We start from the raw sequence: 23,694 nt of genomic DNA on the forward strand, positions 1-23,694 counted from the left end.
GTGATCGTGCGGAAACCGCGCTTTACACGGCTAGGTTCCCCGCCCTGCCTGGCGGCTGGGCGGGGAACCTCGGCGGACAGGTAAGCCGTTACGACTTGACCTTGATGGCTTCGATGGCCTTGGTGGCCTTCTCTGCCAGGGCGGCGGAGATCGGAGCCGACTTGGCAGACTCGGCAGCAGCCTTCTGGCCTTCTTCGGAAACTACGTAGTTCTCGAAGGCCTTGACCAGGTCAACAGTTTCCTGCTTGTCGTAGGTGGAGCAGACGATGTGGTAGGAAACCAGGACCACCGGGTAGACGCCGGCCGCGGTGGTGGTGCGGTCAAGCTTGATGGCACCGTCGGTGTCGGCGCGGCCTTCAACGGGCTTGCCGGCGTCGACTGCCTTGGAGGCAGCTTCCGGGGAGATCTTGACGAACTCGGAACCGACCTTGATCTGGGCGATGCCCAGCTTGCCGCCTACGGCGGAGTCATCGGCGTAGGTCACGGCGCCCGGGGTGTCGGCGACGGTCTTGACGACGCCGGAGGTGCCCTTTGCGTTCTCACCCTTGAGCGATGCAGGCCAGATGCCCTCGGCCTTGTCCTTCCAGACATCCGGAGCGGCGGCCGAGAGGTACTCGGTGAAGTTCTTGGTGGTGCCGGAGTCGTCAGAACGGCTCACCGGGGTGACGGCGAGGTCCGGAAGCTTGGCGTCCGGGTTCAGGGCGGCGATGGCGGGGTCGTTCCACTTGGCGATTTCGCCACGGAAAATCTTGGCCGCGGTGATGGCATCCAGCTTCAGCTCACTGATGTCCGGCAGGTTGAAGGCAATGGCGATCGGCGAGATGTAGACGGGGATCTCGATGGCACCCTCGGGCCCGCAGACCTTCTTGGCCGCGGCCAGTTCCTCGTCCTTCAGGTAAGCGTCGGAACCGGCGAACTGTGCCGAGCCGTCAATGATGGCCTTGCGGCCCGCACCGGAGCCGTCCGGGGAGTACTGCACGGTGGCGCCCTGGTTGGCGGAGGCGAAGTTGGTCTTCCAGACGTCCATGGCCGCGCCCTGCGCGGAGGAGCCAATGCCGGTCAGGGTGCCGGTGACCTTGGTGCCGACGGCAGAGGCGCTGCCTGCGGGGGCGGTGCCCGTGGCGTTGTCTGAACCACAGGCGGTGAGCGCGAGTGCGCCAGCGGCGATAACAGCGATTGCCGCGTGGCGGCCGAAGCGGAGTGCCTTCACTGGGTGTACCCCTTCCAGGGTTTTTCGATGCTGTGCGGACCGGAGACGTCCGAACGTGAGCTGCGTACTTTTTGTACCTTCAATGAAGTTATGGGCCGCAGGTAACAAGTTTTGGGGTCAAAGGTGAACGCAGGGTTAACGACGGCGGGCCATTGGCTTACAGATACTGGGTTGCCATTGCGTTAGCCGCGCCACAGCCGTAGTGCTCGCACCACACTGTTAACAGACTCAACAGCAGCACCACATGGCACGATGGCGTCATGGAAACTTCGGGGCCGCTGGACGCCCATCTGTTGAGCAAGGAACCGGGGGACACCGGCGTCGACCTGTACCGCAGGCTGAGCTCAGACATCACGGCCGGTGTGGCGGTGGTTTCCACCCGGCTGCGGAACAGGGACTACGCGGCCACGGTCAGCGCCTTCCTTTCCGTGTCCTACGACCCGCCGACCATGCTGGTCAGCCTGTACGCGGAATCCCGCATCGGCGAGGCGGTGGAGGAGGCGGGCACCTGGGCACTGAGTGTGCTGTCCGGCAAGCACCAGGGCACGGCCACCTGGCTGGCCAGTCCGGGAACGCCGCTGCACGGGCTGCTTGCACAGGTGCCGTTCCGCCGCGGACCGGCCACCGGATCTGCAGTCATCGACGGCTGCCTCGCCTATTTTGAACTGCGGACTGTTTCGGTCCACCGCGCCGCCACCCACCTGCTGGTTGTGGGCGAGGTGCTGGCGATGGGCAGCGGGGCAGAACCGTCGGAGGCGCCCGACCCGCTGGTGCATTTCGGTTCCGAGTTCCGCCGGCTGGCCCCGTAGCGCAGCCTGAGCCGTAAGGGCAGCTGGCCCGTTAGCGCGAGGCAGCCGTCCGGGGAACGGAACGCAGGCGGGCGAGCAGCGTCGCGGCGAGGAACGCCGTCGTGATTTCCACTGCAACGATGGCCATCAGGCCGGCGGGCTCCGAAGCGGTAGCGGCCACGGCCGCGGCGCCGGGTACCGCCGCTCCGGCATGGGCGTGGCCGGACAGGCCGCCCCCGGAGGCGGGGACATACAGCAGGAGGACGGCGTGCAGCGCCGTCATGGCCAGGGCGCAGCCCATCACCTGGCGCAGGGGCCGCTCCCCTGCGCCGCGCCACAGGTGCACGGCGCAGGGGAGGCAGACGCCGACCATCGCGAGCATCACGGCGCCCAGCCAGGGGCCATGATGGTTTCCTGCAACGAGCCCCAGATGCACTGCGCAGGACGCGGCGGTTACCGCTGACACGGCGCGGGAGTGCAGGACGCGAGCCGAAGCCAGGACGGCACTCACGGCGTCGGCCTAGCCATGGCAGTGCGAGCCGGCCTGCATGTTCGGGTTGGCCGGAACGTCGAGGACCGGGCTGCGGTCGAAGAAGCCTTCCGGGCGGAGCTTGAACCCGACGGTGTCCACCGGCATGATGGGCCAGTCCTCGACGCGCGGGAAGTGCGTCAGGCCGAAGGTGTGCCACACAACGATGTCCTGGCCGTCGATGTCGCGGTCCTGCGCGACATAGGCGGGCAGGCCGGCGCCGCCGGAGTGCTGGTTGACAAAGTCGCCGGTGGGGTAGCGCTCATCCTCGGCGTAGCGGGTAACCCATAGGTCCTTGGTGGCAAACGCCGCCCGCCGGGCAATGGAAGACTCAGGGTCTGCCATCAGCGTGGGCTGGTTGTGGGCGTGCAGCCTGTAGCCTGCCGGTTCGCCCAGGCGGTTGCGGGATTCAGGGTTGGAGATGATCCAGGTCCGGCCGGTCCGGGCATCGGCCTCGCGGACCCCCTCGGATTCCCGGGTGAGCACGGTGCGCTTCCGGGAGAAGGCGTTGCCGCGCGGATTGCCCTCGCCCATGGCCTGGCGGACCACATCCTCCTCCTCCACCCTGTTGGTGAAGCCGTCAATGGCCATGTCCAGGCGGGCGCTGAAGATGTGCTGGTGGAAGGGTGCACCCAAGCCCGGCGCGAGCTGGGAGATGTTGTCCGAGCCGCCTTCCGGGAAAGCGGACGTGAAGACGACGCCGGTGGCCTTGGCTTCGAATTCGATGGTCCCGTCAAGGTACAGGTACCAGTAGAAGCCGTAGTCGTAGTTGCCGATCGTGGTGAAGAAGGAGATCACCATGCGGCGGTTCCGGCGGGTGTAGTTGATGCCGGACCAGAGGTCGCTGTGCTTGGCCAGGATGCCCCAGTCCTCCTCGTGCATGCAGATGCCGTTCCGGATCTCGCGGGGATTGCCGAACGCGTCGCTGATCACGGGGCTGAGGTAGGTGATGTCGCCGAGGCAGTCGCAGCCCAGCTCGAGGGAGTTGGCGTACTGTCCCACCAGGTACTCCCCCGTGTCGAAGTAGTTCTGCCAGGACCGGATCGGGGACGGGTCGCCGTACGGCACCACCATTTCGGCGATCGACGCGCGGTTGATGATGGGCCGCAGCCGGCCGCCGTCGCGGAAGCCGATGTTGTGCAGCACCACGCCCTCGCGGACATCGAAGCCGACGTCAAGGCTCCATTTCTCCCACTCGATGTGGTTGCCGCCGGTGACGGTGAAGCTGGGGCCGTCGGGCTGGGTGATGCTGATGGGCTTCTGCGTGGTGCGGAGCGGGCCGGTGAGCTCGGGATCCGTGTAGTTGCCGTGCTCTGCCGGCACGGGGAAGACGCCCGTGTCGATCACCTGGGTGACTTCCTTGCTGACCACGTCCACGTAGGCCACGAGCCCGTCCACGGGATGCGCCCAGGCGCTGTCCTCGGGGAACTCCTGCACGAAGGCCAGCCCGCGGAGGATGCGGCGGCCCTTTTCCTCGGGGTACTCGAACACGCCCGCGGACAGCGGGGCCACCCGGACCTTGCTGACGTCCAGGTTCCGCGCGGCGAGCGCCTTCAGCCACCGCTCGTCGGCCGCCAGCAGCTGCTCCACCACCTCGAACTCCTCTTCCAGGACCGGCAGCTCACCCGTCGCCGCGGTGTCAAGTTCGACGGCGGAGCTCACCTTGCCGCTGCTGACCGACACGGTGACGTCATGGGGCCGGGCGCCCGAAAGGTCATGGATGAAGACGCGGAACCGCCGGTCTTCCGCTTCGCTGCCGGCTTCACGGGCAGTGTCTGTCCGGCGGGCAGGGTCTGTACGGCGGGCAGGGTCCAGCAGGCCCAAATATGCAATGCGCTTCTCCGGGCCAAGGAGGCCGGCAGAGCGAAGAATGCCTTGCACCCCGCTGATCTCCGCGGCTGTTGCGAGGCGGAAGGGGCTGGCGGTTTCTGTGATGGAGAGCGTCATGGCGGCCTTTATCAGGGACCCTGGCGGGTCGGACTTTTATTTTCTATAGTTGTAGAGAATAAGCGAACGTAAGATGGCTCACAAGAGCCTGGGCGAAAATATTTATTGGGGAGCGGCTGCGTGCCAAAGATTGTTGACCACGACGAGCGCCGCCTGGAACTGGTGGATGCGACCTGGCGGATCATCGCCAGGATGGGCATCGAAAGTGCCACCATGCGGGAGATTGCCACGGAGGCGGGCTTCGCGAACGGCGCCCTCAAGCCGTACTTCCCCACCAAGGACACACTGCTGACCTTCGCGTTCGGCCACGTGTTCAACCGGACCAATAAGCGCATCGCCGAAGTCACCGCGGGGCTTTCCGGGCTGGCTGCGCTGCGCGCGTTCTGCATTGAAGTGCTTCCGCTGGATGAGGAACGGATTAATGAAGCCCGGATCGTCATCCCCTTCTGGCAGAAGGCGATCAACGACCCCGGCAAGGCACAGATCCACCGGGAGTCGATGCAGCAGTGGCTGGATACCGTCCGGCGCCACCTCGCGGAGGCCCGGGCCGGCGGGGAGGTGAGCACCGCCGTCGACGATGAGAGCCTCGCCGGGCAGCTGCTCAACATGCTGCTGGGGGCACAGATCGCTGCCGCGCTGCTGCCGGAGGGCCAGACGGAGCTCGGCCTGAACGGCCAGCTCGAAGGCTTCCTGGCTCTACTGACCAGCCAGCCCGCTGACCGCTAGCGTTGGAACCTGACGACTCGCTGCCCGACCGGGGCCGCGAGTAACCGACCGCGAGCAGGAGACGCCAGCAGTGACCATCCCGCAGGAAATCGATACGCCGGACATCATGATCGACGTCGACATACTCGACCGGAACATCGAACGGATGGCCTCAGCGGTCCGGACACGGGGCCTCACCCTGCGCCCGCATGCCAAAACCCACAAGATCCCGGAAATCGCCGCCCGGCAGATGGCGGCGGGAGCCGCCGGACTGACCGTGGCGACCATCGGCGAGGCTGAAGTGTTCGCTGCTGCAGGCGTCGATGACCTTTTCATCGCCTACCCGCTCTGGCTTTCGCCACAGAAAGCCCAACGGCTCCGGCGCCTGTCACAAAGGGCGCGTATCGCCGTCGGCGTGGACTCCACGGAGGGAGCAACGAGACTGGGGACGGCACTGGGAAGCGCTGCCGGGAGCGTCAGTGTCCTGGTGGAAGTGGACAGCGGCCACCACCGCAGCGGCGTTCACCCGGAGGCGGTCGCCCCTGTTGCCCGGGCAGCGGCACAGTCCGGGCTGGGAGTAGCGGGAATCTTCACCTTCCCGGGGCACAGCTACGCTCCGGGCATGCCGGCCGAGGCGGCCAGGCAGGAGCAGCAGGCCCTGAACCAGGCGTCCGAAGTTCTTGCGGCCGCCGGATTCGAGTCCAGCCGCCGCAGCGGCGGCTCCACCCCCACGGCGATGCTGACCGGCGGCTCGGCCGCCACCGAAGTCCGCCCGGGCGTCTACGTCTTTGGCGACGCCCAGCAGCTGGAGCTGGGGCGATGCGCGGCCGAGGACATCGCGCTGACGGTCGCGGCGACCGTGGTCAGCCATCACGCAACCCCGGCGGACGGACCGGGCCGCTTCATCATCGACGCCGGCAGCAAGATCCTCGGCAGTGATAGGCCGGCGTGGGCCAGCGGCCTCGGGCGCCTGCTGGACTACCCTGATGCCCGGATCAGCGCACTTTCGGAGCACCACGCAACGGTCGAGTGGCCGGAGCCCGGCACCCTCCCCGCCATCGGCGAGCGGCTGCGCGTCATCCCCAACCACGTCTGCCTTGCCGTCAATCTGGTGGATGACGTCGCCGTGGTCAGCGGCGGCGCGCTCGTGGACCGCTGGAGCGTGGCGGCCCGGGGAAAGAACAAGTAGGAATCTTTTTTTCGCCACTTGTTGAAAAAAGATGACAGGCGGTGGCTGCGACGCTAACCTGAAATGACTGTGTCGCAGCACACAGTGTTGGGGACCCGCTTTCAGATGGCCCACCGGCGTCAGGAATGTTCATGCCAGCAACCGCAGCCCGCTCCGCGGACCAGACCCTCACCTCCAGCGAGGCCAGCTCGTTTGACCACTGGAGGCACCTTGTGGCGCAGTCCTTCGTGCCGCTCGCGGCCGAAACGGAACGGCCCGAACAGTTCCGCGGCCGCATGCGCTCCAGGGTCCTGGACCGCACGTGCATCGTGGAAGTGTCTGCCTCAGGCCACAGCGTCCACCGCACCCCGGCGCTTCTGGCGCAATCCGACCAGCGCTATTTCAAGCTGAACCTGCAGCTGGAGGGCACCGGGCTCCTCATCCAGGACAACCGCGAGGCCGCGCTCCGGCCCGGCGACCTTGCCATCTACGACACTAACCGCCCGTACACGCTGGCATTCGAAGAGCAGGCGCGCGTGATGGTGGTGATGTTCCCGCACGACTCCCTGTCGCTTCCGCCGGATTATGTGGGGCAGCTGGCAGCGGTCCGCCTGGCAGGAGAGTCCGGCCTGGCGGGAATCGTGGGACCGTTCATCAGGCAGCTCGCCGGCAACCTGGAGACACTCAGCGGACCCACGGGGTCCCGCCTCGTCGCCAACACCCTGGATCTCGTCTCCACCATGCTCCATTCGGAACTGGACCTGGCAGCGGACAGCCTCAAGCCCCAGGCGCTGCTGGCGACGTCGGTCCGTGAATACATCGAGGCGAACCTCGCCGACCCCCAGCTTTCACCCGCCGGCATTGCCGCGGCGCATTTCATCTCCACCCGCCACCTGCACAACGTCTTCCACGAGTCCGGCAGCACCGTTGCCAGCTGGATCCGCAGCCGCAGGCTGGAACGGATCCGCCGCGACCTCAGGGATCCGCTGCATGCCGGCACCTCCGTGGGCGCTGTGGCGGCGCGCTGGGGATTCCTGGATGCAGCACACTTCAGCCGCACCTTCCGCGACGCCTTCGGCGAGTCGCCGAGCGACTGGCGGCGCGGCGCATGAATGCCTGCGGCCAGATAAGGCCCTGCTCGAGCTAGATCAGACCCTGCGCGAGCATGGCGTCGGCCACTTTAACGAAGCCGCCGATGTTTGCGCCGAGCACATAGTTTCCGGGTTCGCCGTACTCGTCTGCGGTGGCGGCGCAGCGGTGGTGGATTCCCACCATGATGTCGGTCAGCCGCTCTTCGGTGTGTTCGAAGGACCACGAGTCGCGGCTAGCGTTCTGCTGCATCTCCAGCGCCGATGTGGCCACCCCGCCTGCGTTGGCGGCCTTGCCCGGCCCGAACAGCACGCCCGCCTCCTGGAACACCGCCACTGCGTCCCGGGTCGAGGGCATGTTGGCGCCTTCCCCGACCGCGAGCAGTCCGTTGCGGACCAAGCGGGCGGCAGCACCGCCGTCGAGCTCGTTTTGCGTGGCGCACGGCAACGCGACGGTTGCGTCGACATCCCAGACCGAGCCGCCGTCCACGTAGGACACGCCGTCACGGCGTTCCGCATAGTCCTTCAGCCGTCCGCGGTCCACCTCCTTGACCTCGCGGAGCAGCCCGACATCGATGCCCGCCTCGTCCACGATGTAGCCGGAGGAGTCGGAACAGGCCACCACGGTGGCGCCGAGCGCCTGGGCCTTGGCGATGGCATTGATGGCGACGTTGCCGGAGCCGGAAACCACCACGCGCTGCCCGGCAAAGGATGAGCCACGGGTTTTGAGCATCTCCTCGGTGAAGATCACCGTGCCGAACCCGGTGGCCTCGGGGCGGACCAGCGAGCCTCCCCAGGAGACACCCTTGCCCGTGAGGACCCCCGATTCGTAGCGGTTGGTGATGCGTTTGTACTGGCCGAAGAGATAGCCGATTTCGCGGCCGCCCACACCGATATCACCGGCCGGGACGTCCGTGTATTCACCGATGTGCCGGTACAGCTCGGTCATGAACGACTGGCAGAATCGCATGACTTCGGCGTCGCTGCGGCCGCGGGGATCGAAGTCGGAGCCGCCCTTGCCGCCGCCGATGGGCATGCCCGTGAGCGCGTTCTTGAAGATCTGCTCGAAGCCGAGGAACTTCACAATGCCGAGGTAGACGGACGGGTGGAACCGGAGGCCGCCCTTGTACGGGCCCAAGGCTGAGTTGAATTCCACGCGGAAGCCGCGGTTGATCTGCACCCGGCCCTGGTCGTCCGTCCACGGAACCCGGAAGAGGATCTGCCGCTCAGGCTCGCACAGCCGCTCCAAAATAGCGGCCTCGAGGAACTCGGGATGCCGGTCATGAACAGGGCCAAGGCTTTCGAAAACCTCCGCGACGGCCTGGTGAAACTCAGCCTCGCCGGGGTTGCGCGCCAAAACCGTGTCCCTGACAGCCTCCAGCCGTGCGTCCATGCGTCTTTCCTTACTTCGCCGAGCGGCGGCCGGGAATGCGTCGACGGCCACCCTATAGTTGAGCTTTCAACCTAACCGATTTGGATCGTGAACGGTTAGGCGACGGTGCCTATCATGGCATAACATCCATATCGTGACAGTAAGCTTTCGCATTATGGAATCTATCAGCAAAAAACGTTGTGCGGCAAAGGTCTACTGATGGCCTACGTCTGCCTCCTTCTGTCCGGCGCGGCGCTGCTGGTCAACGGCCTCGCAACGCTGGGCGCCCTCCCGCGCCGGGATGCAGCCGTGCTGAGCCTGGTCATCGGTACGGTCCAGGTGCTGCTGGGCATCACCTACCTGGGGGTCACGCATCCAGGCGTCACGGCTCCGGATGCCGACGGCGTCGGGCAGCTGCTGCTCTCAGCGTCGGGAATGTTCCTCTTCGGCCTGACTTATGTTTACGTCGGCCTGGATTTCCTGCTGGGACTCGGATCCAGGGGCCTCGGCTGGTTCAGCGCAATGGTGGCAGGCTGCGGCCTGGTGCTCGCCGGGGCCTGGTTCAACACGGACGCGCTGCTGGCGGTGCTGTGGCTGTGCTGGTCGTACCTGTGGGCGCTGTTCTTCTTCTCGCTGGCGCTGGGCCAGACCAGGCTGTCCCCGCTGATCGGCTGGTCCCTGGTTCTGGCCAGCCAGACGACGGCAACAGTGCCGGCGCTGCTCGGCATGACAGGGCAATGGCCCGGCGACCCGGCAACGGTCGCCGTGGCCGCCGCGTGCCTCGTTCTGCTTCTGCTGCTCGCGGCCGGCCTTGCCCGCCGGAACGCCCGGCGAAACGGCTGGCGAAGGGGCCAGCACGACCGCCCGCGGGACCTGGGGCCCGCCGTCGTCCCTAACAAACCGCTGGAGACGACGACGGGCAGTTAGCCACCGGCGGCATCATCAGGGCATGGGCAGGAGCCCGGAGGACCCAACGCGCTTCTCGACTCCGATTTCCGCCAGCACTCCGGCCAGGAACATCACGGGCACGGCAACCAGCAGCGCGGCAGCCGTTTCGGCGCTTCCGCCGATCAGGGCCGTGAAATTGCTGACCACCAGGCTGAGGACCCACCCCAGCAACAGCGAAGCAACGGCCGGGGCGACCAGGGTCTGCCAGAGCTGGCCTGGCACCCGTTCACGGCGGAAAAATGCGACGACGGCCAGGGAGCAGAGCATGTAGAGCACCAGCAGCGCGGCAACGGCCAGTCCGCTGAACCACGAGAACAGCGTCAGTACCGGGTCCATCCCCAGCACCGCAAAAGGAGCCACGAGCAGCGCGGCGAGGGTTGTCTGGACCCACGCCGCCGATGCCGGTGCGCGGTGCCTGTTGGTCCGGGCCAGGACGGCGGGCAGGGAACCGCGCAGGGCCAGCGAGTGCAGGTAGCGGTTGATGCCGTTGTGGAAGGCAATAATGCCTGCGAGGAGGGACGTCACCAGCAGGATCCCGGCCGTAACGCCGGCCCAGGGGCCGAACAGCTCAACCAGTGGCCCGATCACGAATGACGTGGCATCTCCTGATTCCAGGGCTGCTCCGGCGGCCCCGATGACATGTGAGGGTCCGTAGAAGCTCACGAGCATCCACGTGATGAAGGCAAAGAACACGGCGATGATGCCGACGGAGAGGTACGTTGCCCGCGCCACGGTCCGGTGCGGATCCTTGGCCTCGGCAGAGTAGATGGCCGTTGACTCGAAGCCGAACATGGAGGCAACGGCGAACATGATGGCAACGCCGGGCGCTCCGGTGGCTATCGCCTCGGGGGAAAAGGAGGCTGCCATGTTGAGGCCTTCGGGGCCGCCGCCCTTCAGCAGGACGGTGAAGCCGAACAGCAGCAGGATCGCCACTTCCAGGCCCACCAGGAACGCCAGGACGCGGGCGCCGAGTTCGATGTTCTTCGACCCCAGTACCTGCACGCCTGCCATCGTGGCAACGGCGAGGAGCCACCAGGGAACAGCCAGGCCCGCCGAAGCCAGCAAGCCGGAAAAGGCCGCACCGTAAAGCCCGTACATGGCCGCCTGTACAGTGCTGTAGGCCAGCAGTGCCAGCCAGGCCGCGCCCGCGCCCGTTTTCCTGCCGAATGCGGCGGTGATGTAGGCATAAAAGGCTCCGTTGGCCTGCACCTTCCGGCTCATGGCCACGAACCCGACGGCGAAGATGACAATCACAATGCCCACAACGAGGTACGCGCCGGGAGCCCCGGCGCCATTGCCGAGTGCAGCCGCCAGCGGTGCCGCGCCGACGATGCCGGTCAGCGGAGCCTGGGCTGAAAGAACGAAAAAGAGAATGCCCAGGACGCCGATGCTGCCCGCGCGGAGTGCGGTGGACTGCTCGCTGCGCGGACCCGTTTCGGCCGTCCGTGGTTCGGAATTTGAAATACTCATTGGATCCTTCTTAACGGTCATGAGCGTTGGAGAAGGGTGCCGGCAATGGCCTCGCACCGCTGGTTCCAGATTGGCAGTCCCGGGCTGCCGCGGACTTGTCTGGCAGCGCCCAGTTGTTGTGCCTGAGCGCACTGCCCATGACCGGCGGAAAAAATGAAACTGCCGGGGAGGCGTACGCGCTCCCCGGCAGTTTCATTTTCCCAGCCGTTCAAACGGTCACGCGGAGTGGCCGACCAGCCCGCGGCGGGCCGGCAGGAACCGGGCGAAGAAGGCACCTAGTTCCGCCGTCGCGGTCAGTGGCAGGACGTTCGCCACGTACTGGTCCGGGCGCACCACCACCACGACGCCGCTGCGGTCAAGGCCGCGCAGGTCGAAGATGTCGGCCTTCGGGTCCGCGCCGTAGACCTTCTCAAGATTGGTGAGCCTGAACGGGCCGACCTCCGGCTTGAACACGGCCGGGACGGCGTTGATGTCGATGCCCCGGTGGTCCTGCTGGTAGATGACCTTCACATCGAACCAGGCATCGGCGTCGGCACCCTGCGGCGTTGCGGCCAGCGGAGACTCCGGCGAGTTCTCCAGCCAGTGGGCGAGCTCAGTGGTCGGCGACGCGGCACCGGCTTCGGCCGGGTCTGAGAAAACGTAGATGCGCCAGCGTCCGTCGGCCTTTGCCTGGTGCCCCAGCTGCAGGGGGTTGGTGTCGCAGACGCGCAGCACGGGCGCGGACTTGAAGCGCTTGCCCACCGGGAAGCCTGCGGCCAGCTCCTGGTGCTTTGCCTCGGCCACGATCATTGACGGCGCGTACTCGGTCATGAAGCCGGCCGGGAATTCGGCGGTGCGGACGTAGAAGTCCTCGAGCTCCGAGGGGTCGTTGAACTCCTCGGGCTTTTTGGCCATGAGGGTTGACCATTCCTTGTCGAAGTCGATCAGGTTCTTCGCGACCACCTGGCGCTCCGCGGAGTACGTGGCGAGCAGGGATTCCGGGCTGCGGCCCTCCAGCACATGGCCGAGCTTCCAGCCGATGTTGAAGCCGTCCTGCATGGACACGTTCATGCCCTGGCCGGCCTTGGCGCTGTGGGTGTGGCAGGCGTCGCCGGTGATGAACACGCGCGGGGTGCGGGTTTCGCGTTCGGCGGGCAGGACGTCGTCGAACCTGTCGGTCAGGCGGTGGCCCACCTCGTAGACGCTGTGCCAGGCGACGTTGCGGACGTCCAGGGTGTACGGCTGCAGGATCTGGTTGGCGTGGGCGATGATCTGCTCAATGGTGGTCTTGCGGATGGCGCCGTTGTCGTTCTCCGGCACGACGCCCAGGTCGACGTACATGCGGAACAGGTGGCCACCCTCGCGCGGGATCAGCAGGATGCTGCCGCCGTCGTGGGACTGGATGGCGCACTTGGTCCGGATGTCCGGGAAATCTGTGGACGCAAGCACGTCCATGACGCCCCAGGCGTGGTTCGCCTGGTCTCCGGCGAGCGTGCAGCCGATGGATTCCCGGACCTTGCTGCGCGCACCGTCGGCACCCACCACGTACTTGGCGCGCACCACGCGCTCCTGGCCCTCTTGCCCGCCTGCGGTGTGGACCAGGGTCACCGTCACGGGGTACTCCCCCTCATCGGCGACCTCGAGGCTGCGGAACTCATACCCGTAGTCGGGGGTCATGCGCGTCGGCGAGTAGGCCATGACCCGGGCGAAGTAATCGAGCACACGGGCCTGGTTGACGATGAGGTGCGGGAATTCGCTGATGCCCATCTCGTCGTCGACCGCACGGGCTGCGCGGTAGATGTGCTTCGGGTTCTCCGGGTTGGGCTTCCAAAACGCCATCTCGGTGATCCGGTAGGCCTCCGCGGTGATTTCCTCGGCAAAGCCGAAGGCCTGGAAGGTCTCGACGCTGCGGGCCTGGATGCCGTCCGCCTGGCCGATCGCCAGGCGGCCGGGACGGCGCTCCACGATGCGGGTGGTGATGTCCGGGAACTGGGACAGCTGGGCGGCGGCGAGCATGCCGGCGGGGCCGGAACCCACGATCAGCACGTCAACCTCGTCGGGAAGCTCTTCGGGGCGGTTGATGCCGACACCGGCGGCCGGCTGGATGCGCGGGTCACCGGAAACGTAACCGTGGTGGTGGAACTGCACGGGTTTTCCTCACTTCACTGTGTGGCTGGCTTGCGCCAAGTCATGTGTTCTATATCAGAACAGATGGTTCGATAATAGAAACTGTGGTTATGATTCAGTACTGTACGTCACACATGACCCCGGCCACAAGAAGCCGCCGCTTCCCCGGAACGAGGGGTTGACGAAGCGGGCAGGACGGTCCAGTATGTTTCGTATACGATTTCGTACCTGATGAGGAGAACGTTTTGGAGCAGGTCAACGGCGACACCCTGGCAGCAGCGCGCAAGGTGATCGCGGTGCACATTAACTACCCCAGCCGCGCAGCCCAGCGCGGCCGGACACCGGCGCAGCCCTCCTACTTCCTGAAGCCCTCGTCCTCGCTCTCCCTGAGCGGTACCGCGGTCGAACGCCCGGCCGGATGCGAACTGCTCGGGTACGAGGGCGAGATCGCTCTCGTCATCGGCAAAGCCGCCCGGCGTGTTGGGATCGAGGACGCGTGGAGCCACGTCGCCGCGGTCACGGCCAGCAATGACCTGGGTGTGTACGATCTCCGCTACGCGGACAAGGGCTCCAACCTCCGCTCCAAGGGCGGCGACGGCTTCACTCCGGTGGGCCCGGCACTGATCCCGGCAGACGCTGTCGACCCCGCCAACCTGCGGATCCGCACCTGGCACAACGGAGAACTGGTCCAGGACGACACCACTGTGGACCTGCTCTTCCCGTTCGCCCGGCTCGTGGCGGACCTCTCCCAGCTGCTCACCCTCGAGGAGGGGGACATCATCCTCACCGGCACCCCTGCCGGCGCCTCCGTCGCCGTTCCCGGCGACGTGCTGGAGGTGGAGGTCAGCACCGCCGACGGCGGCCTCACCACTGGCCGCCTCACCACCACTGTTAAGGAAGGCACGACGGCGTTCGCGGACTTTGGTGCGCAGCCCAAGGCCGATGACCTGCAGCGGGAAGAGGCGTACGGCTCGCGGGAGGCCGCCGGCCTTCCGGCCGCCGACGCAAGTGCCGCCGTCGGGCATGTCCTCACGCCGGAGCTGAAGGCGAAGCTGGAGAGCGTCTGCACCGCCACCCTGTCCTCGCAGCTGCGCAAGCGCGGCCTGAACAACGTCAGCATCGACGGTCTGCAAGCTACCCGGCCGGACCGCAAGGTGGTGGGCCTGGCCCGGACCCTGCGCTACGTGCCCAACCGTGAAGACCTGTTCAAGACCCACGGCGGCGGGTTCAACGCGCAGAAAAAGGCCATCGACTCCGTCAACGAGGGCGAAATCCTGGTCATGGAAGCCCGCGGCGAGAAGGGCACCGGAACCATCGGCGACATCCTGGCCCTCCGCGCCCAAGTCCGCGGCGCCGCCGCCATCATCACCGACGGTGGCGTCCGCGACTTCTCCGCCGTGGCCGCCATGGAGCTGCCCACCTACTACTCCAACCCGCACCCCGCCGTGCTGGGCCGCCGCCACATCCCGTGGGATACGGACATCACCATCGCCTGCGGCGGCACCACCGTGCAGCCCGGCGACATCATCGTGGCCGACGCCGACGGCATCCTGGTGATCCCGCCGGCCATCGCCGAGGAAGTCGCTGACGACTCGATCGCCCAGGAACGCGAAGAGGTGTTCATCGCCGAAATGGTGGAGCAGGGCCACAGCGTGGACGGGCTATACCCGCTCAACAGTGAGTGGCGCGCCAAGTACGAGGAGTGGGAAGCAGGCAAAGCCAATGGCTGAAACGGCCACCGCCACCGCAGCAACTGCTGACTCCGCCGCCACCCCCGGCAGCAAGTCGGAGCAGGCCTACCAGGCCATCAAGGCACGGATCGTCGAAGGCAGCTACACCCCCGGCTACAGGCTGGTGCTGGCCGCCATCGCCAAGGACCTCGGCTTCAGCGTGGTCCCCGTCCGCGAAGCCATCCGCCGGCTTGAAGCCGAGGGCCTGGTGAAGTTCGAACGAAACGTCGGTGCCACCGTTTCCGGGATCGATCCCACCGAGTACCTCTATACGATGCAGACACTCAGCATCGTGGAAGGTGCGGCCACGGCGCTGTCCGCACCGCTGATCGGTGCGGCGGACATCGCCCGGGCCCGCGCGGTAAACGAGGACATGCGCGAGTGCCTGCAGCACTTCGATCCCGTCCGGTTCACCCAGCTGAACCAGGACTTCCACAGCGTATTGTTCGAACACTGCCCCAACCCGCACATCCTGGACCTCGTCCACCGCGGCTGGAACCGGCTCGCATCCCTGCGGTCCTCGACGTTCCGCTTCGTTCCCGGCCGCGCCCGGGAATCCGTGGAGGAACACGAGGCGCTCCTGCAGCTCATTGAAAACAACGCGGACGCAGACACCATCGAAAAAGCGGCCCGGCTCCACCGCAGCGCCACCCTCGACGCCTACCTCTCCCAAACCAAGCACTAGTTAGGACTTCAACGATGACGACTCCTGTAGAAACAGCAGCAAAGCACTACGTTCCCGAGGACCTGCCCACCCACATCCAGCACTACATCAACGGCAAGTTTGTCGATTCCGTCGGCGGGAAGACCTTCGACGTCCTGGACCCGGTCTCCAACCGGAACTACGCCACCGCCGCAGCCGGCCAGAAGGAAGACATCGACCTCGCCGTCGCAGCCGCCCGCGAAGCCTTCACCAACGGCCCGTGGCCCAAGATGAAGCCCCGCGAACGCGCCCGCGTCCTGAACCGGATCGCCGACGCCGTCGAGGCCCAGGAATCCCGCCTCGCCGAACTCGAAACCTTCGACACCGGCCTGCCCATCACCCAGGCCAAAGGCCAGGCCCTGCGCGCGGCGGAAAACTTCCGCTTCTTCGCGGACCTGATCGTCGCCCAGTTCGACGACGCCATGAAGGTCCCCGGTTCGCAGATCAACTACGTCAACCGCAAGCCGATCGGCGTCGCCGGACTTATCACCCCATGGAACACCCCGTTCATGCTCGAGTCCTGGAAACTCGCCCCGGCCCTGGCCACCGGCAACACCGTGGTCCTCAAGCCGGCCGAGTTCACCCCGCTCTCCGCCTCGCTCTGGGCCACCATCTTCAAGGAAGCCGGCCTGCCTGACGGCGTCTTCAACCTCGTCAACGGCCTCGGCGAGGAAGCGGGCGACGCATTGGTCAAGCACCCGGACGTCCCGCTGATCTCCTTCACCGGCGAGACCACCACCGGCCAGACGATCTTCCGTAACGCCGCCGCCAACCTCAAGGGCCTCTCCATGGAGCTCGGCGGCAAGTCCCCCTGCGTCGTCTTCGCCGACGCCGATCTGGATGCCGCCATCGACTCCGCCCTGTTCGGCGTCTTCTCCCTCAACGGCGAACGCTGCACCGCCGGCTCCCGCATCCTGGTGGAACGGGCGATCTACGACGAGTTCTGCGAAAAGTACGCCGCCCGCGCCAGGAACATCGTGGTCGGCGACCCGCACGACCCCAAAACGCAGGTCGGCGCCCTGGTCCACCCGGAGCACTACGAAAAGGTGGCCTCCTACGTGGAGATCGGCAAGTCCGAGGGACGGCTGCTCGCCGGCGGCGGACGCCCCGAGCACCTGCCCGAGGGCAACTACATCGCCCCCACCGTCTTCGCCGATGTCTCCCCGGACGCGCGGATCTTCCAGGAGGAGATCTTCGGCCCCGTCGTCGCCATCACCCCCTTTGAGAACGACGACGAGGCGCTGGCCCTGGCGAACAACACCAAGTACGGCCTGGCCGCCTACATCTGGACCCAGAACCTCACCCGGGCCCACAACTTTTCGCAGAACGTCGAGGCCGGCATGGTGTGGCTGAACAGCCACAACGTCCGCGACCTGCGCACCCCGTTCGGCGGCGTCAAGGCCTCCGGACTGGGCCACGAGGGCGGCTACCGCTCCATCGACTTCTACACCGACCAGCAGGCCGTCCACATCACCCTCGGCAGCGTCCACACCCCCAAATTCGGCGCCTAACACCCCGGCAAACACGGCCAGCAAACCCCCTTTCAAAGAAGAGAGAACATCATGACCAACTTCGTTCCCACCCCCACCGTCCCGGCACCGGACATCGTCCGCTGCGCCTACATGGAGATCGTGGTCACCGACCTCGCCAGGTCGCGCGAGTTCTACGTCAACGTCCTCGGCCTGCACGTCACCGAGGAGGACGAGACCACCATCTACCTGCGCTCCCTGGAGGAGTTCATCCACCACAACCTGGTGCTCCGCAAGGGACCGATCGCCGCGGTGGCCGCCTTCGCGTACCGGGTGAAGTCCCCCGCCGAGGTGGACGCCGCCGAGGCCTACTACCGCGAACTCGGCTGCCGGGTTGAGCGCCGCAAGGAAGGCTTCACCAAGGGCATCGGCGACTCTGTCCGCGTCGAGGACCCGCTGGGCTTCCCCTACGAGTTCTTCTACGAGACCGAGCACGTCGAGCGCCTCACCCAGCGCTACGACCTCTACTCCGCCGGGGAACTGGTCCGCCTGGACCACTTCAACCAGGTCACCCCGGACGTCCCCCGCGGCCGCAAGTACCTCGAAGACCTCGGCTTCCGCGTCTCCGAGGACATCAAGGACTCCGACGGCGTCACCTACGCCGCCTGGATGCACCGCAAGCAAACCGTCCACGACACCGCCCTCACCGGCGGCAACGGACCCCGCATGCACCACGTCGCGTTCGCCACCCACGAGAAGCACAACATCATCCAGATCTGCGACAAGATGGGCGCCCTGCGCATCAGCGACCGGATCGAACGCGGCCCCGGCCGGCACGGCGTCTCCAACGCCTTCTACCTCTACATCCTGGACCCGGACGGCCACCGCATCGAGATCTACACCCAGGACTACTACACCGGCGACCCGGACAACCCCACCATCACCTGGGACGTCCACGACAACCAGCGCCGCGACTGGTGGGGCAACCCCGTCGTCCCGTCCTGGTACACCGAGGCCTCCCTCGTCCTGGACCTCGACGGCAACCCGCAGCCGGTCATCGAACGCACCGACGCCTCCGAAATGGCCGTGACCGTTGGTGCGGACGGCTTCTCCTACACGCGCAAGCCTGAGGACGCGGCAGCAGGCAAGGACGCAGTGGGCTTCAAGCTCGGAGCCCAGGTCTAAGCCATGTTGGACGCGAAGACGATCGAGGCCATCGCGGATGAGCTGGTGGAGGCCAACCGGACCCGCACCCCGGTCCCGCGGCTGACTGCCCGCTATCCGGACATGACGGTGGAGGACTCCTACGCGGTGCAGCAGCTGTGGCGGCAGCGGAATGAGGAGGCCGGCCGGACCCTGGTGGGGCGCAAGATCGGCCTGACGTCCAAGGCCATGCAGGACGCCACCGGCATCACCGAACCGGACTACGGCGCCATCTTCGATGACATGGTTCTGGAAACCGGCTGCACCGTGCAGTGGGACCGCTACACCCATCCGCGGGTGGAGGTGGAGCTGGCGTTCGTGCTGAAGGACGGGCTCAAAGGACCCGGCTGCACCATCTTCGAAGTCCTCAACGCCACCGACTACGTGGTTCCGGCCCTCGAGATCCTCGATTCCAGGATTGAGATGGAGGGCCGGACCATCGTGGACACCATCTCCGACAACGCCGCCATGGGCGCCATGGTGGTGGGCGGCCGCCCCGTGAAGCCGGACTCCGTCGACCTCCGCTGGGTCTCCGCGATCCTCTACAAAAACCAGACCGTGGAGGAAACCGGCGTGGCCGCCGGCGTCCTGGACCACCCCGCCAACGGTGTGCACTGGCTGGCCAACAAGATCGCCGCGCACGGGGATTCCATGAAGGCCGGCGACATCATCCTCGCCGGCTCCTTCACCCGCCCGCTGTGGGTGTACAAGGGCGATACCGTCCACGCCGACTACGGCCCCCTCGGGAGCGTGACGTGCCGTTTCGAATAGAGAACACCTTCCGGTCCGCCCTGGCCCATCAAAAGGCCGGGGCAGGCCGGCCGCTGGCCGGCATGTGGGTCTGCTCCGGCAGCCCGCTCATCGCCGAACTCTGCGCCGGATCCGGCCTGGACTGGCTCCTGGTGGACGCCGAACACAGCCCCAACGGGCTCGAATCCATCCTCGCCCAGCTCCAGGCCATCCACGGCTACCCCGTCCACACCCTGGTCCGGCCGCCGGTCAACGACACCGTGCTGATCAAGCAGTACCTGGACCTCGGCGTGCAGAACCTGCTGGTCCCAATGGTCAACTGCGTCGCCGAGGCCGAAGCCGCCGTGGCCGCCACCCGCTACCCGCCCCACGGCGTCCGCGGCGTCGGTTCGGCACTCGCCCGGGCGGCGCGCTGGAACCGCGTTCCGGACTACCTGGCACGGGCGTCGGAGACAGTGAGCGTCACCGTCCAGATTGAATCCACGGCGGCGGTCGAGGCGGTGGAGGACATCCTGAAGGTCGACGGCGTGGACGCCATCTTCGTCGGACCATCGGACCTGGCCGCGTCGATGGGCCTGCTGGGACAGCAGGAACATCCCGAGGTGCGGGCCGCCGTCGAACACTGCCTCGCCGCCGCCAAAGCAGCCGGCAAACCCGCCGGCGTGAACGCCTTCGCCCCCGCCACCGCCCGGGCCTACCTCGACGCCGGTGCCGCCTTCATCCTGGTCGGCGCCGACGTCGCCCTCCTGGCCCGCGGCTCCGAAGCCCTCGCCGCCGAATACGTCCGGCCCTCCGGCGGCGACACCCCCGCCAGCTACTGACGATTCCCTTCCTAAGGACTTTCCATGACAGTTACTTCTGCGCTGCCCCCTGCCATCTCGCCGGCACGTGAAGCCGCGTTGCTCGCGTCCGTGCCGACCGGACTGCTCATCAATGGCCAGTGGCGGGACGCGTCCGACGGCGGCACGTTCGAGGTGCACGACCCCGCTACCGGGGAGGTGCTCGCCAGCCTCGCCTCCGCCACCAGCGACGACGCGATCGCCGCGCTCGACGCGGCCGACGCCGCCCAGGCCTCCTGGACACACACCGCGCCCCGCGTGCGGGCCGAGATCCTGCGCCGTGCCTTCTTCCTGGTCACGGAACGCGCCGAGGACTTCGCCCTGCTGATGACCCTGGAAATGGGCAAACCACTGGCCGAGGCCCGCGGCGAAGTCACCTACGGGGCCGAGTTCCTGCGCTGGTTCTCCGAAGAAACCGTCCGCGACTACGGCCGCTACCTCACTTCGCCTGAGGGCAAGAACAAGATCCTCGTCCAGCACAAACCCGTCGGGCCCTGCCTGCTCATCACCCCCTGGAACTTCCCGCTGGCGATGGCCACCCGCAAGGTCGCCCCCGCCGTCGCCGCAGGCTGCACCATGGTGTTGAAGCCTGCGAAGCTGACGCCTTTGACTGCCCAGTACTTCGCGCAGACCATGCTCGACGCCGGCCTGCCCGCCGGGGTCCTCAACGTCGTGGCGTCCTCATCGGCGTCCGGGATCTCCGGGCCGCTGCTGGCCGACCCGCGGCTGCGGAAGGTCTCCTTCACCGGTTCCACCCCGGTGGGCAAGCGCCTCATGGCCGACGCCGCGCAGAATGTCCTGCGCACCTCGATGGAACTGGGCGGGAACGCCCCGTTCATCGTGTTCGAGGACGCCGACCTCGACAAGGCTGTCGAAGGAGCCATGGCCGCCAAGATGCGGAACATGGGCGAAGCCTGCACCGCCGCCAACCGCTTCCTCGTCCACGAAACCGTCGCGGCCGAGTTCACCGCGAAGTTCGCCGCCGCCATGGGCGCCCTCACCACCGGCCGCGGCACCGACCCCGCCACAAACGTTGGCCCGCTGATCGACGCCGGCGCCCGCGACGACGTGCACGCCCTGGTGCGTGCCGCCGTCGATGCCGGAGCAGTGGCTGTCACCGGCGGCGCACCGGTTGAGGGTGCCGGGTTCTTCTACCAGCCCACCGTCCTGGCCCACGTTCCCCACGGTGCAGAGATCCTGGGGCAGGAGATCTTCGGGCCCGTCGCCCCGGTCACCACCTTCACCACTGAGGAGGACGCCATCCGGCTGGCCAACTCCAGCGAATACGGACTCGCCTCCTACCTCTACAGCCGAGACTTCAACCGGCTCCTCCGCGTCGCCGAACAGATCGAATTCGGCATGGTCGGCTTCAACGCCGGCGTCATCTCCAACGCCGCAGCACCCTTCGGCGGCGTCAAACAATCAGGCCTCGGCCGCGAAGGCGGCACCGAAGGCATCGCCGAATACACCACCACCCAATACATCGGCATCGCCAGCCCCCACGCTAACTGACACAGCTCCATATCCACACAGTGACGTGTCCCCACAGCAAGGAAAAACATTGAGTACTGTCCAGCAGGGGCGGCGCAGCCCGGCAACGGACCGCCGCGTAGCGTTCGCCACCATCATCGGGACCACCATCGAGTGGTACGACTTCTTCATCTACGCCAACGCTGCGGGCCTGGTCTTCGCGAAGCTGTTCTTCGAACCCGCCGGCGACAACATCGGCATCCTGATCTCCTTCGCCTCGGTGGGGCTCAGCTTCCTGTTCCGTCCATTGGGGGCGTTCCTGGCCGGACACTTCGGGGACCGGCTGGGCCGCCGCGCCATGCTGGTCATCACGCTGATCATGATGGGGGCGGCCACCACCCTCATCGGCGTGCTGCCGACCTTCGAAACGGCGGGTGTCGTGGCGCCCATCCTGCTGCTGCTCCTGCGCATCCTGCAGGGCGTTTCTGCCGGCGGCGAATGGGGCGGAGCGGTCCTCATGGCCGTGGAACACGCGCCCCACGGCAAGCGGGGCCTGTTCGGCGCCTTCCCGCAGCTGGGGGTTCCCCTGGGCATGCTGCTGGCCTCCGGTGTGCTGGCCCTGATGTCCGGCGTGGTCTCACCCGGTGCAGCCTTTGTGCAGTGGGGCTGGCGCATTCCCTTCCTGCTCAGCTTCGTTCTGATCGTAGTGGGCTTCATGGTCCGCCGCAGCGTGGAGGAAAGCCCGGTCTTCGAGGAGATCGCCCAAAAGAAGCAGCAGACCCGCGTCCCGGTTGTCGAACTGTTCAAAAAGCACTGGCTGCTGGTCATCATCGCCGCCCTGGTTTTCGCAGGCAACAACGCCGCGGGCTACATGACCACGGGCGGCTACATCCTCAGCTATGCCGCCAATCCCGCCGGCCTGGCCATGGACCGCACGGAAGTGCTCCTGGCAGTCACCGGCTCCGCTGCCCTGTGGTTCGTCTTTACGCTGATCTCCGGCTACCTGGCTGACAGCATTGGCCGCAAGAAGACCTACCTCATCGGGTACGGCTGCCTCATCGTCACGGTGTTCCCGCTGTTCTGGCTGGTAAACACCGGGAACATCTGGGCACTGTTCCTCGGCCTCGCACTGTTCACGGTCGGACTCGGCCTGACCTACGGCCCGCAGGCGGCCCTCTACAGCGAACTGTTCCCCGCCTCCATCAGGTTCTCCGGCGTCGCGATCTCCTACGCTCTGGGCGCCATCATCGGCGGCGCCTTCGCTCCCATGATCGCCACCGCCCTGGTCCAGGCCACCGGAACAACGGCGTCCGTGTCCGTCTACCTGCTCATCGTGGCACTGGTTTCGACGGCCGCGGTGCTGGTGATCCGGGAACGCAAGGGCATCGACCTGGGCATCAACAACCAGGCCGAACAGGAGGCCGGCGCCACCATCTTCGACCGGCGGCCCGCCCCGGCCGACGCCAGCCAGGCGGATGCCCGCGTCTAGCCCGACGTCAGTTCGCCCCAAGTCAAGGGTTCTGCACCCAAACACAAGCCAGGGGCGGCGCGGCCGGACAACACTTGGGTATGCCCGCCTCGCCGCCCGGCTGAGCGCACTTTCCTACTCGAAGTGGAGTACCTGTTGGAAACCTATGATGCCCTCCTCGCGTCCGTCACGGCCGGTCCCGGCCAGGAGAGCCGGACCATCCTGGACCCCGCCACCGGCGCCGTCGTCGGGCAGGCACCGGTCCACACCGTGGACGACCTCGAAACGGCGGTAGCGGCCGCGGCCGCCGCCCAGCCGGCCTGGGCCGCCGCCGGCCACGACGCCCGCTCCGCCGCGCTCCTCAAAGCCGCCGACGCCATCGAACGCTCCGCCGAGGAACTCGCCCGGCTCCTCTCCCGCGAACAGGGCAAACCCCTGAACGGACCCAACGCCCGCTTCGAAGTCGGCGCCTGCGCCGCCTGGCTCCGCGCCACCGCCACCACCGAACTCACCCCCGAAGTCATCGTCGACGACGGCGACACGTACGCCGAACTCCACTACAAGCCCATCGGCGTCGTCGGCGCGATCGGCCCCTGGAACTGGCCCATGATGATCACCATCTGGCAGATCGCCCCCGCCCTGCGGATGGGCAACACCGCCGTCGTCAAACCCTCCAAAATGACACCGCTCTCCGTCCTGGCCCTGATCAAGGTCCTCAACGAAGAACTCCC

The 23,694-nt window shown here is 66.8% G+C and carries 20 protein-coding genes; 14 read left to right on the forward strand and 6 right to left on the reverse strand.

Annotated features, from left to right (window positions below; genetic code table 11):
* Positions 1–88: 88 nt before the first annotated feature.
* On the reverse strand, positions 89–1,210 hold the full coding sequence (gene pstS / locus ACFUTU_RS10565; protein ID WP_377963927.1) for a phosphate ABC transporter substrate-binding protein PstS: 1,122 nt from the start codon (positions 1,208–1,210) through the stop codon (positions 89–91).
* Between the two features lie 260 nt (positions 1,211–1,470).
* Here pstS and ACFUTU_RS10570 point away from each other — a divergent pair, with 260 nt between their 5' ends.
* Complete coding sequence (locus tag ACFUTU_RS10570; RefSeq protein ID WP_377963929.1) at positions 1,471–2,019, forward strand: flavin reductase family protein; 549 nt, start codon at positions 1,471–1,473, stop codon at positions 2,017–2,019.
* Positions 2,020–2,050: 31 nt separating this feature from the next.
* On the opposite strand, the gene ACFUTU_RS10575 is transcribed toward ACFUTU_RS10570, so the two are convergent.
* Together ACFUTU_RS10575 and ACFUTU_RS10580 are read right to left on the reverse strand one after the other, a co-directional pair.
* Positions 2,051–2,509, reverse strand: a complete 459-nt coding sequence (locus ACFUTU_RS10575) for a hypothetical protein (RefSeq protein WP_377963931.1) — start codon at positions 2,507–2,509, stop codon at positions 2,051–2,053.
* A 9-nt stretch (positions 2,510–2,518) separates the two neighbouring features.
* Positions 2,519–4,474, reverse strand: a complete 1,956-nt coding sequence (locus tag ACFUTU_RS10580) for a primary-amine oxidase (RefSeq protein WP_377963933.1) — start codon at positions 4,472–4,474, stop codon at positions 2,519–2,521.
* A 120-nt stretch (positions 4,475–4,594) separates the two neighbouring features.
* Here ACFUTU_RS10580 and ACFUTU_RS10585 point away from each other — a divergent pair, with 120 nt between their 5' ends.
* The 3 genes from ACFUTU_RS10585 to ACFUTU_RS10595 all read left to right on the forward strand — a co-directional run bounded on the left by ACFUTU_RS10585 (position 4,595) and on the right by ACFUTU_RS10595 (position 7,459).
* Positions 4,595–5,200 (forward strand): TetR/AcrR family transcriptional regulator, encoded by a 606-nt coding sequence (locus tag ACFUTU_RS10585; protein ID WP_377963935.1) that lies wholly within the window; start codon positions 4,595–4,597, stop codon positions 5,198–5,200.
* A gap of 106 nt (positions 5,201–5,306) precedes the next feature.
* Entirely contained in the window at positions 5,307–6,368 is a 1,062-nt protein-coding gene (locus ACFUTU_RS10590; protein WP_377963971.1) for a D-TA family PLP-dependent enzyme, read from the forward strand.
* Between the two features lie 131 nt (positions 6,369–6,499).
* Complete coding sequence (locus ACFUTU_RS10595) at positions 6,500–7,459, forward strand: helix-turn-helix domain-containing protein (RefSeq protein ID WP_377963937.1); 960 nt, start codon at positions 6,500–6,502, stop codon at positions 7,457–7,459.
* Between the two features lie 31 nt (positions 7,460–7,490).
* Here ACFUTU_RS10595 and gdhA read toward each other — a convergent pair whose 3' ends face one another.
* The gene (gdhA, locus tag ACFUTU_RS10600) at positions 7,491–8,828 is read right to left on the reverse strand and encodes an NADP-specific glutamate dehydrogenase (protein ID WP_377963939.1); all 1,338 of its coding nucleotides are present in this window, start codon (positions 8,826–8,828) and stop codon (positions 7,491–7,493) included.
* A gap of 198 nt (positions 8,829–9,026) precedes the next feature.
* Here gdhA and ACFUTU_RS10605 point away from each other — a divergent pair, with 198 nt between their 5' ends.
* On the forward strand, positions 9,027–9,734 hold the full coding sequence (locus tag ACFUTU_RS10605) for an AmiS/UreI family transporter (RefSeq protein WP_377963941.1): 708 nt from the start codon (positions 9,027–9,029) through the stop codon (positions 9,732–9,734).
* A gap of 15 nt (positions 9,735–9,749) precedes the next feature.
* Here the strand turns inward: ACFUTU_RS10605 and ACFUTU_RS10610 are convergent, their stop codons facing one another.
* Together ACFUTU_RS10610 and ACFUTU_RS10615 are read right to left on the reverse strand one after the other, a co-directional pair.
* Positions 9,750–11,225: an APC family permease gene (locus tag ACFUTU_RS10610; protein WP_377963943.1), complete on the reverse strand. Its 1,476-nt coding sequence runs from the start codon at positions 11,223–11,225 to the stop codon at positions 9,750–9,752.
* A 216-nt stretch (positions 11,226–11,441) separates the two neighbouring features.
* Positions 11,442–13,352: an FAD-binding monooxygenase gene (locus ACFUTU_RS10615; protein WP_377963945.1), complete on the reverse strand. Its 1,911-nt coding sequence runs from the start codon at positions 13,350–13,352 to the stop codon at positions 11,442–11,444.
* A 224-nt stretch (positions 13,353–13,576) separates the two neighbouring features.
* Here ACFUTU_RS10615 and ACFUTU_RS10620 point away from each other — a divergent pair, with 224 nt between their 5' ends.
* The 9 genes from ACFUTU_RS10620 to ACFUTU_RS10660 all read left to right on the forward strand — a co-directional run.
* Entirely contained in the window at positions 13,577–15,061 is a 1,485-nt protein-coding gene (locus ACFUTU_RS10620; RefSeq protein ID WP_377963947.1) for a fumarylacetoacetate hydrolase family protein, read from the forward strand.
* Complete coding sequence (locus tag ACFUTU_RS10625; protein ID WP_377963949.1) at positions 15,054–15,746, forward strand: GntR family transcriptional regulator; 693 nt, start codon at positions 15,054–15,056, stop codon at positions 15,744–15,746. The genes ACFUTU_RS10620 and ACFUTU_RS10625 overlap by 8 nt, the downstream gene beginning before the upstream one ends.
* A 14-nt stretch (positions 15,747–15,760) precedes the next feature.
* Complete coding sequence (hpaE, locus tag ACFUTU_RS10630) at positions 15,761–17,275, forward strand: 5-carboxymethyl-2-hydroxymuconate semialdehyde dehydrogenase (protein ID WP_377963951.1); 1,515 nt, start codon at positions 15,761–15,763, stop codon at positions 17,273–17,275.
* 51 nt (positions 17,276–17,326) lie between these two features.
* Complete coding sequence (hpaD, locus tag ACFUTU_RS10635; RefSeq protein WP_377963953.1) at positions 17,327–18,418, forward strand: 3,4-dihydroxyphenylacetate 2,3-dioxygenase; 1,092 nt, start codon at positions 17,327–17,329, stop codon at positions 18,416–18,418.
* 3 nt (positions 18,419–18,421) lie between these two features.
* A complete protein-coding gene (gene hpaH / locus ACFUTU_RS10640) occupies positions 18,422–19,207 on the forward strand; it encodes a 2-oxo-hept-4-ene-1,7-dioate hydratase (RefSeq protein ID WP_377963955.1) in 786 nt (261 codons plus the stop codon).
* The gene (locus tag ACFUTU_RS10645; RefSeq protein WP_377963957.1) at positions 19,192–20,007 is read left to right on the forward strand and encodes an HpcH/HpaI aldolase/citrate lyase family protein; all 816 of its coding nucleotides are present in this window, start codon (positions 19,192–19,194) and stop codon (positions 20,005–20,007) included. Before hpaH ends, ACFUTU_RS10645 begins: the two co-directional genes overlap by 16 nt.
* A 24-nt stretch (positions 20,008–20,031) precedes the next feature.
* Positions 20,032–21,537 carry an NAD-dependent succinate-semialdehyde dehydrogenase gene (locus ACFUTU_RS10650; protein ID WP_377963959.1) on the forward strand — a complete coding sequence of 502 codons (1,506 nt, stop codon included), beginning with the start codon at positions 20,032–20,034 and terminating at the stop codon, positions 21,535–21,537.
* A 49-nt stretch (positions 21,538–21,586) separates the two neighbouring features.
* Positions 21,587–22,984: an MFS transporter gene (locus ACFUTU_RS10655; RefSeq protein WP_377963961.1), complete on the forward strand. Its 1,398-nt coding sequence runs from the start codon at positions 21,587–21,589 to the stop codon at positions 22,982–22,984.
* A 135-nt stretch (positions 22,985–23,119) separates the two neighbouring features.
* On the forward strand, positions 23,120–23,694 hold a 575-nt coding region (locus tag ACFUTU_RS10660; RefSeq protein ID WP_377963963.1), incomplete at its 3' end, for an aldehyde dehydrogenase family protein.

The organism is Arthrobacter sp. NPDC057388, assembly GCF_042668165.1.
In the GTDB taxonomy this organism is placed as follows: Bacteria; Actinomycetota; Actinomycetes; order Actinomycetales; family Micrococcaceae; genus Arthrobacter.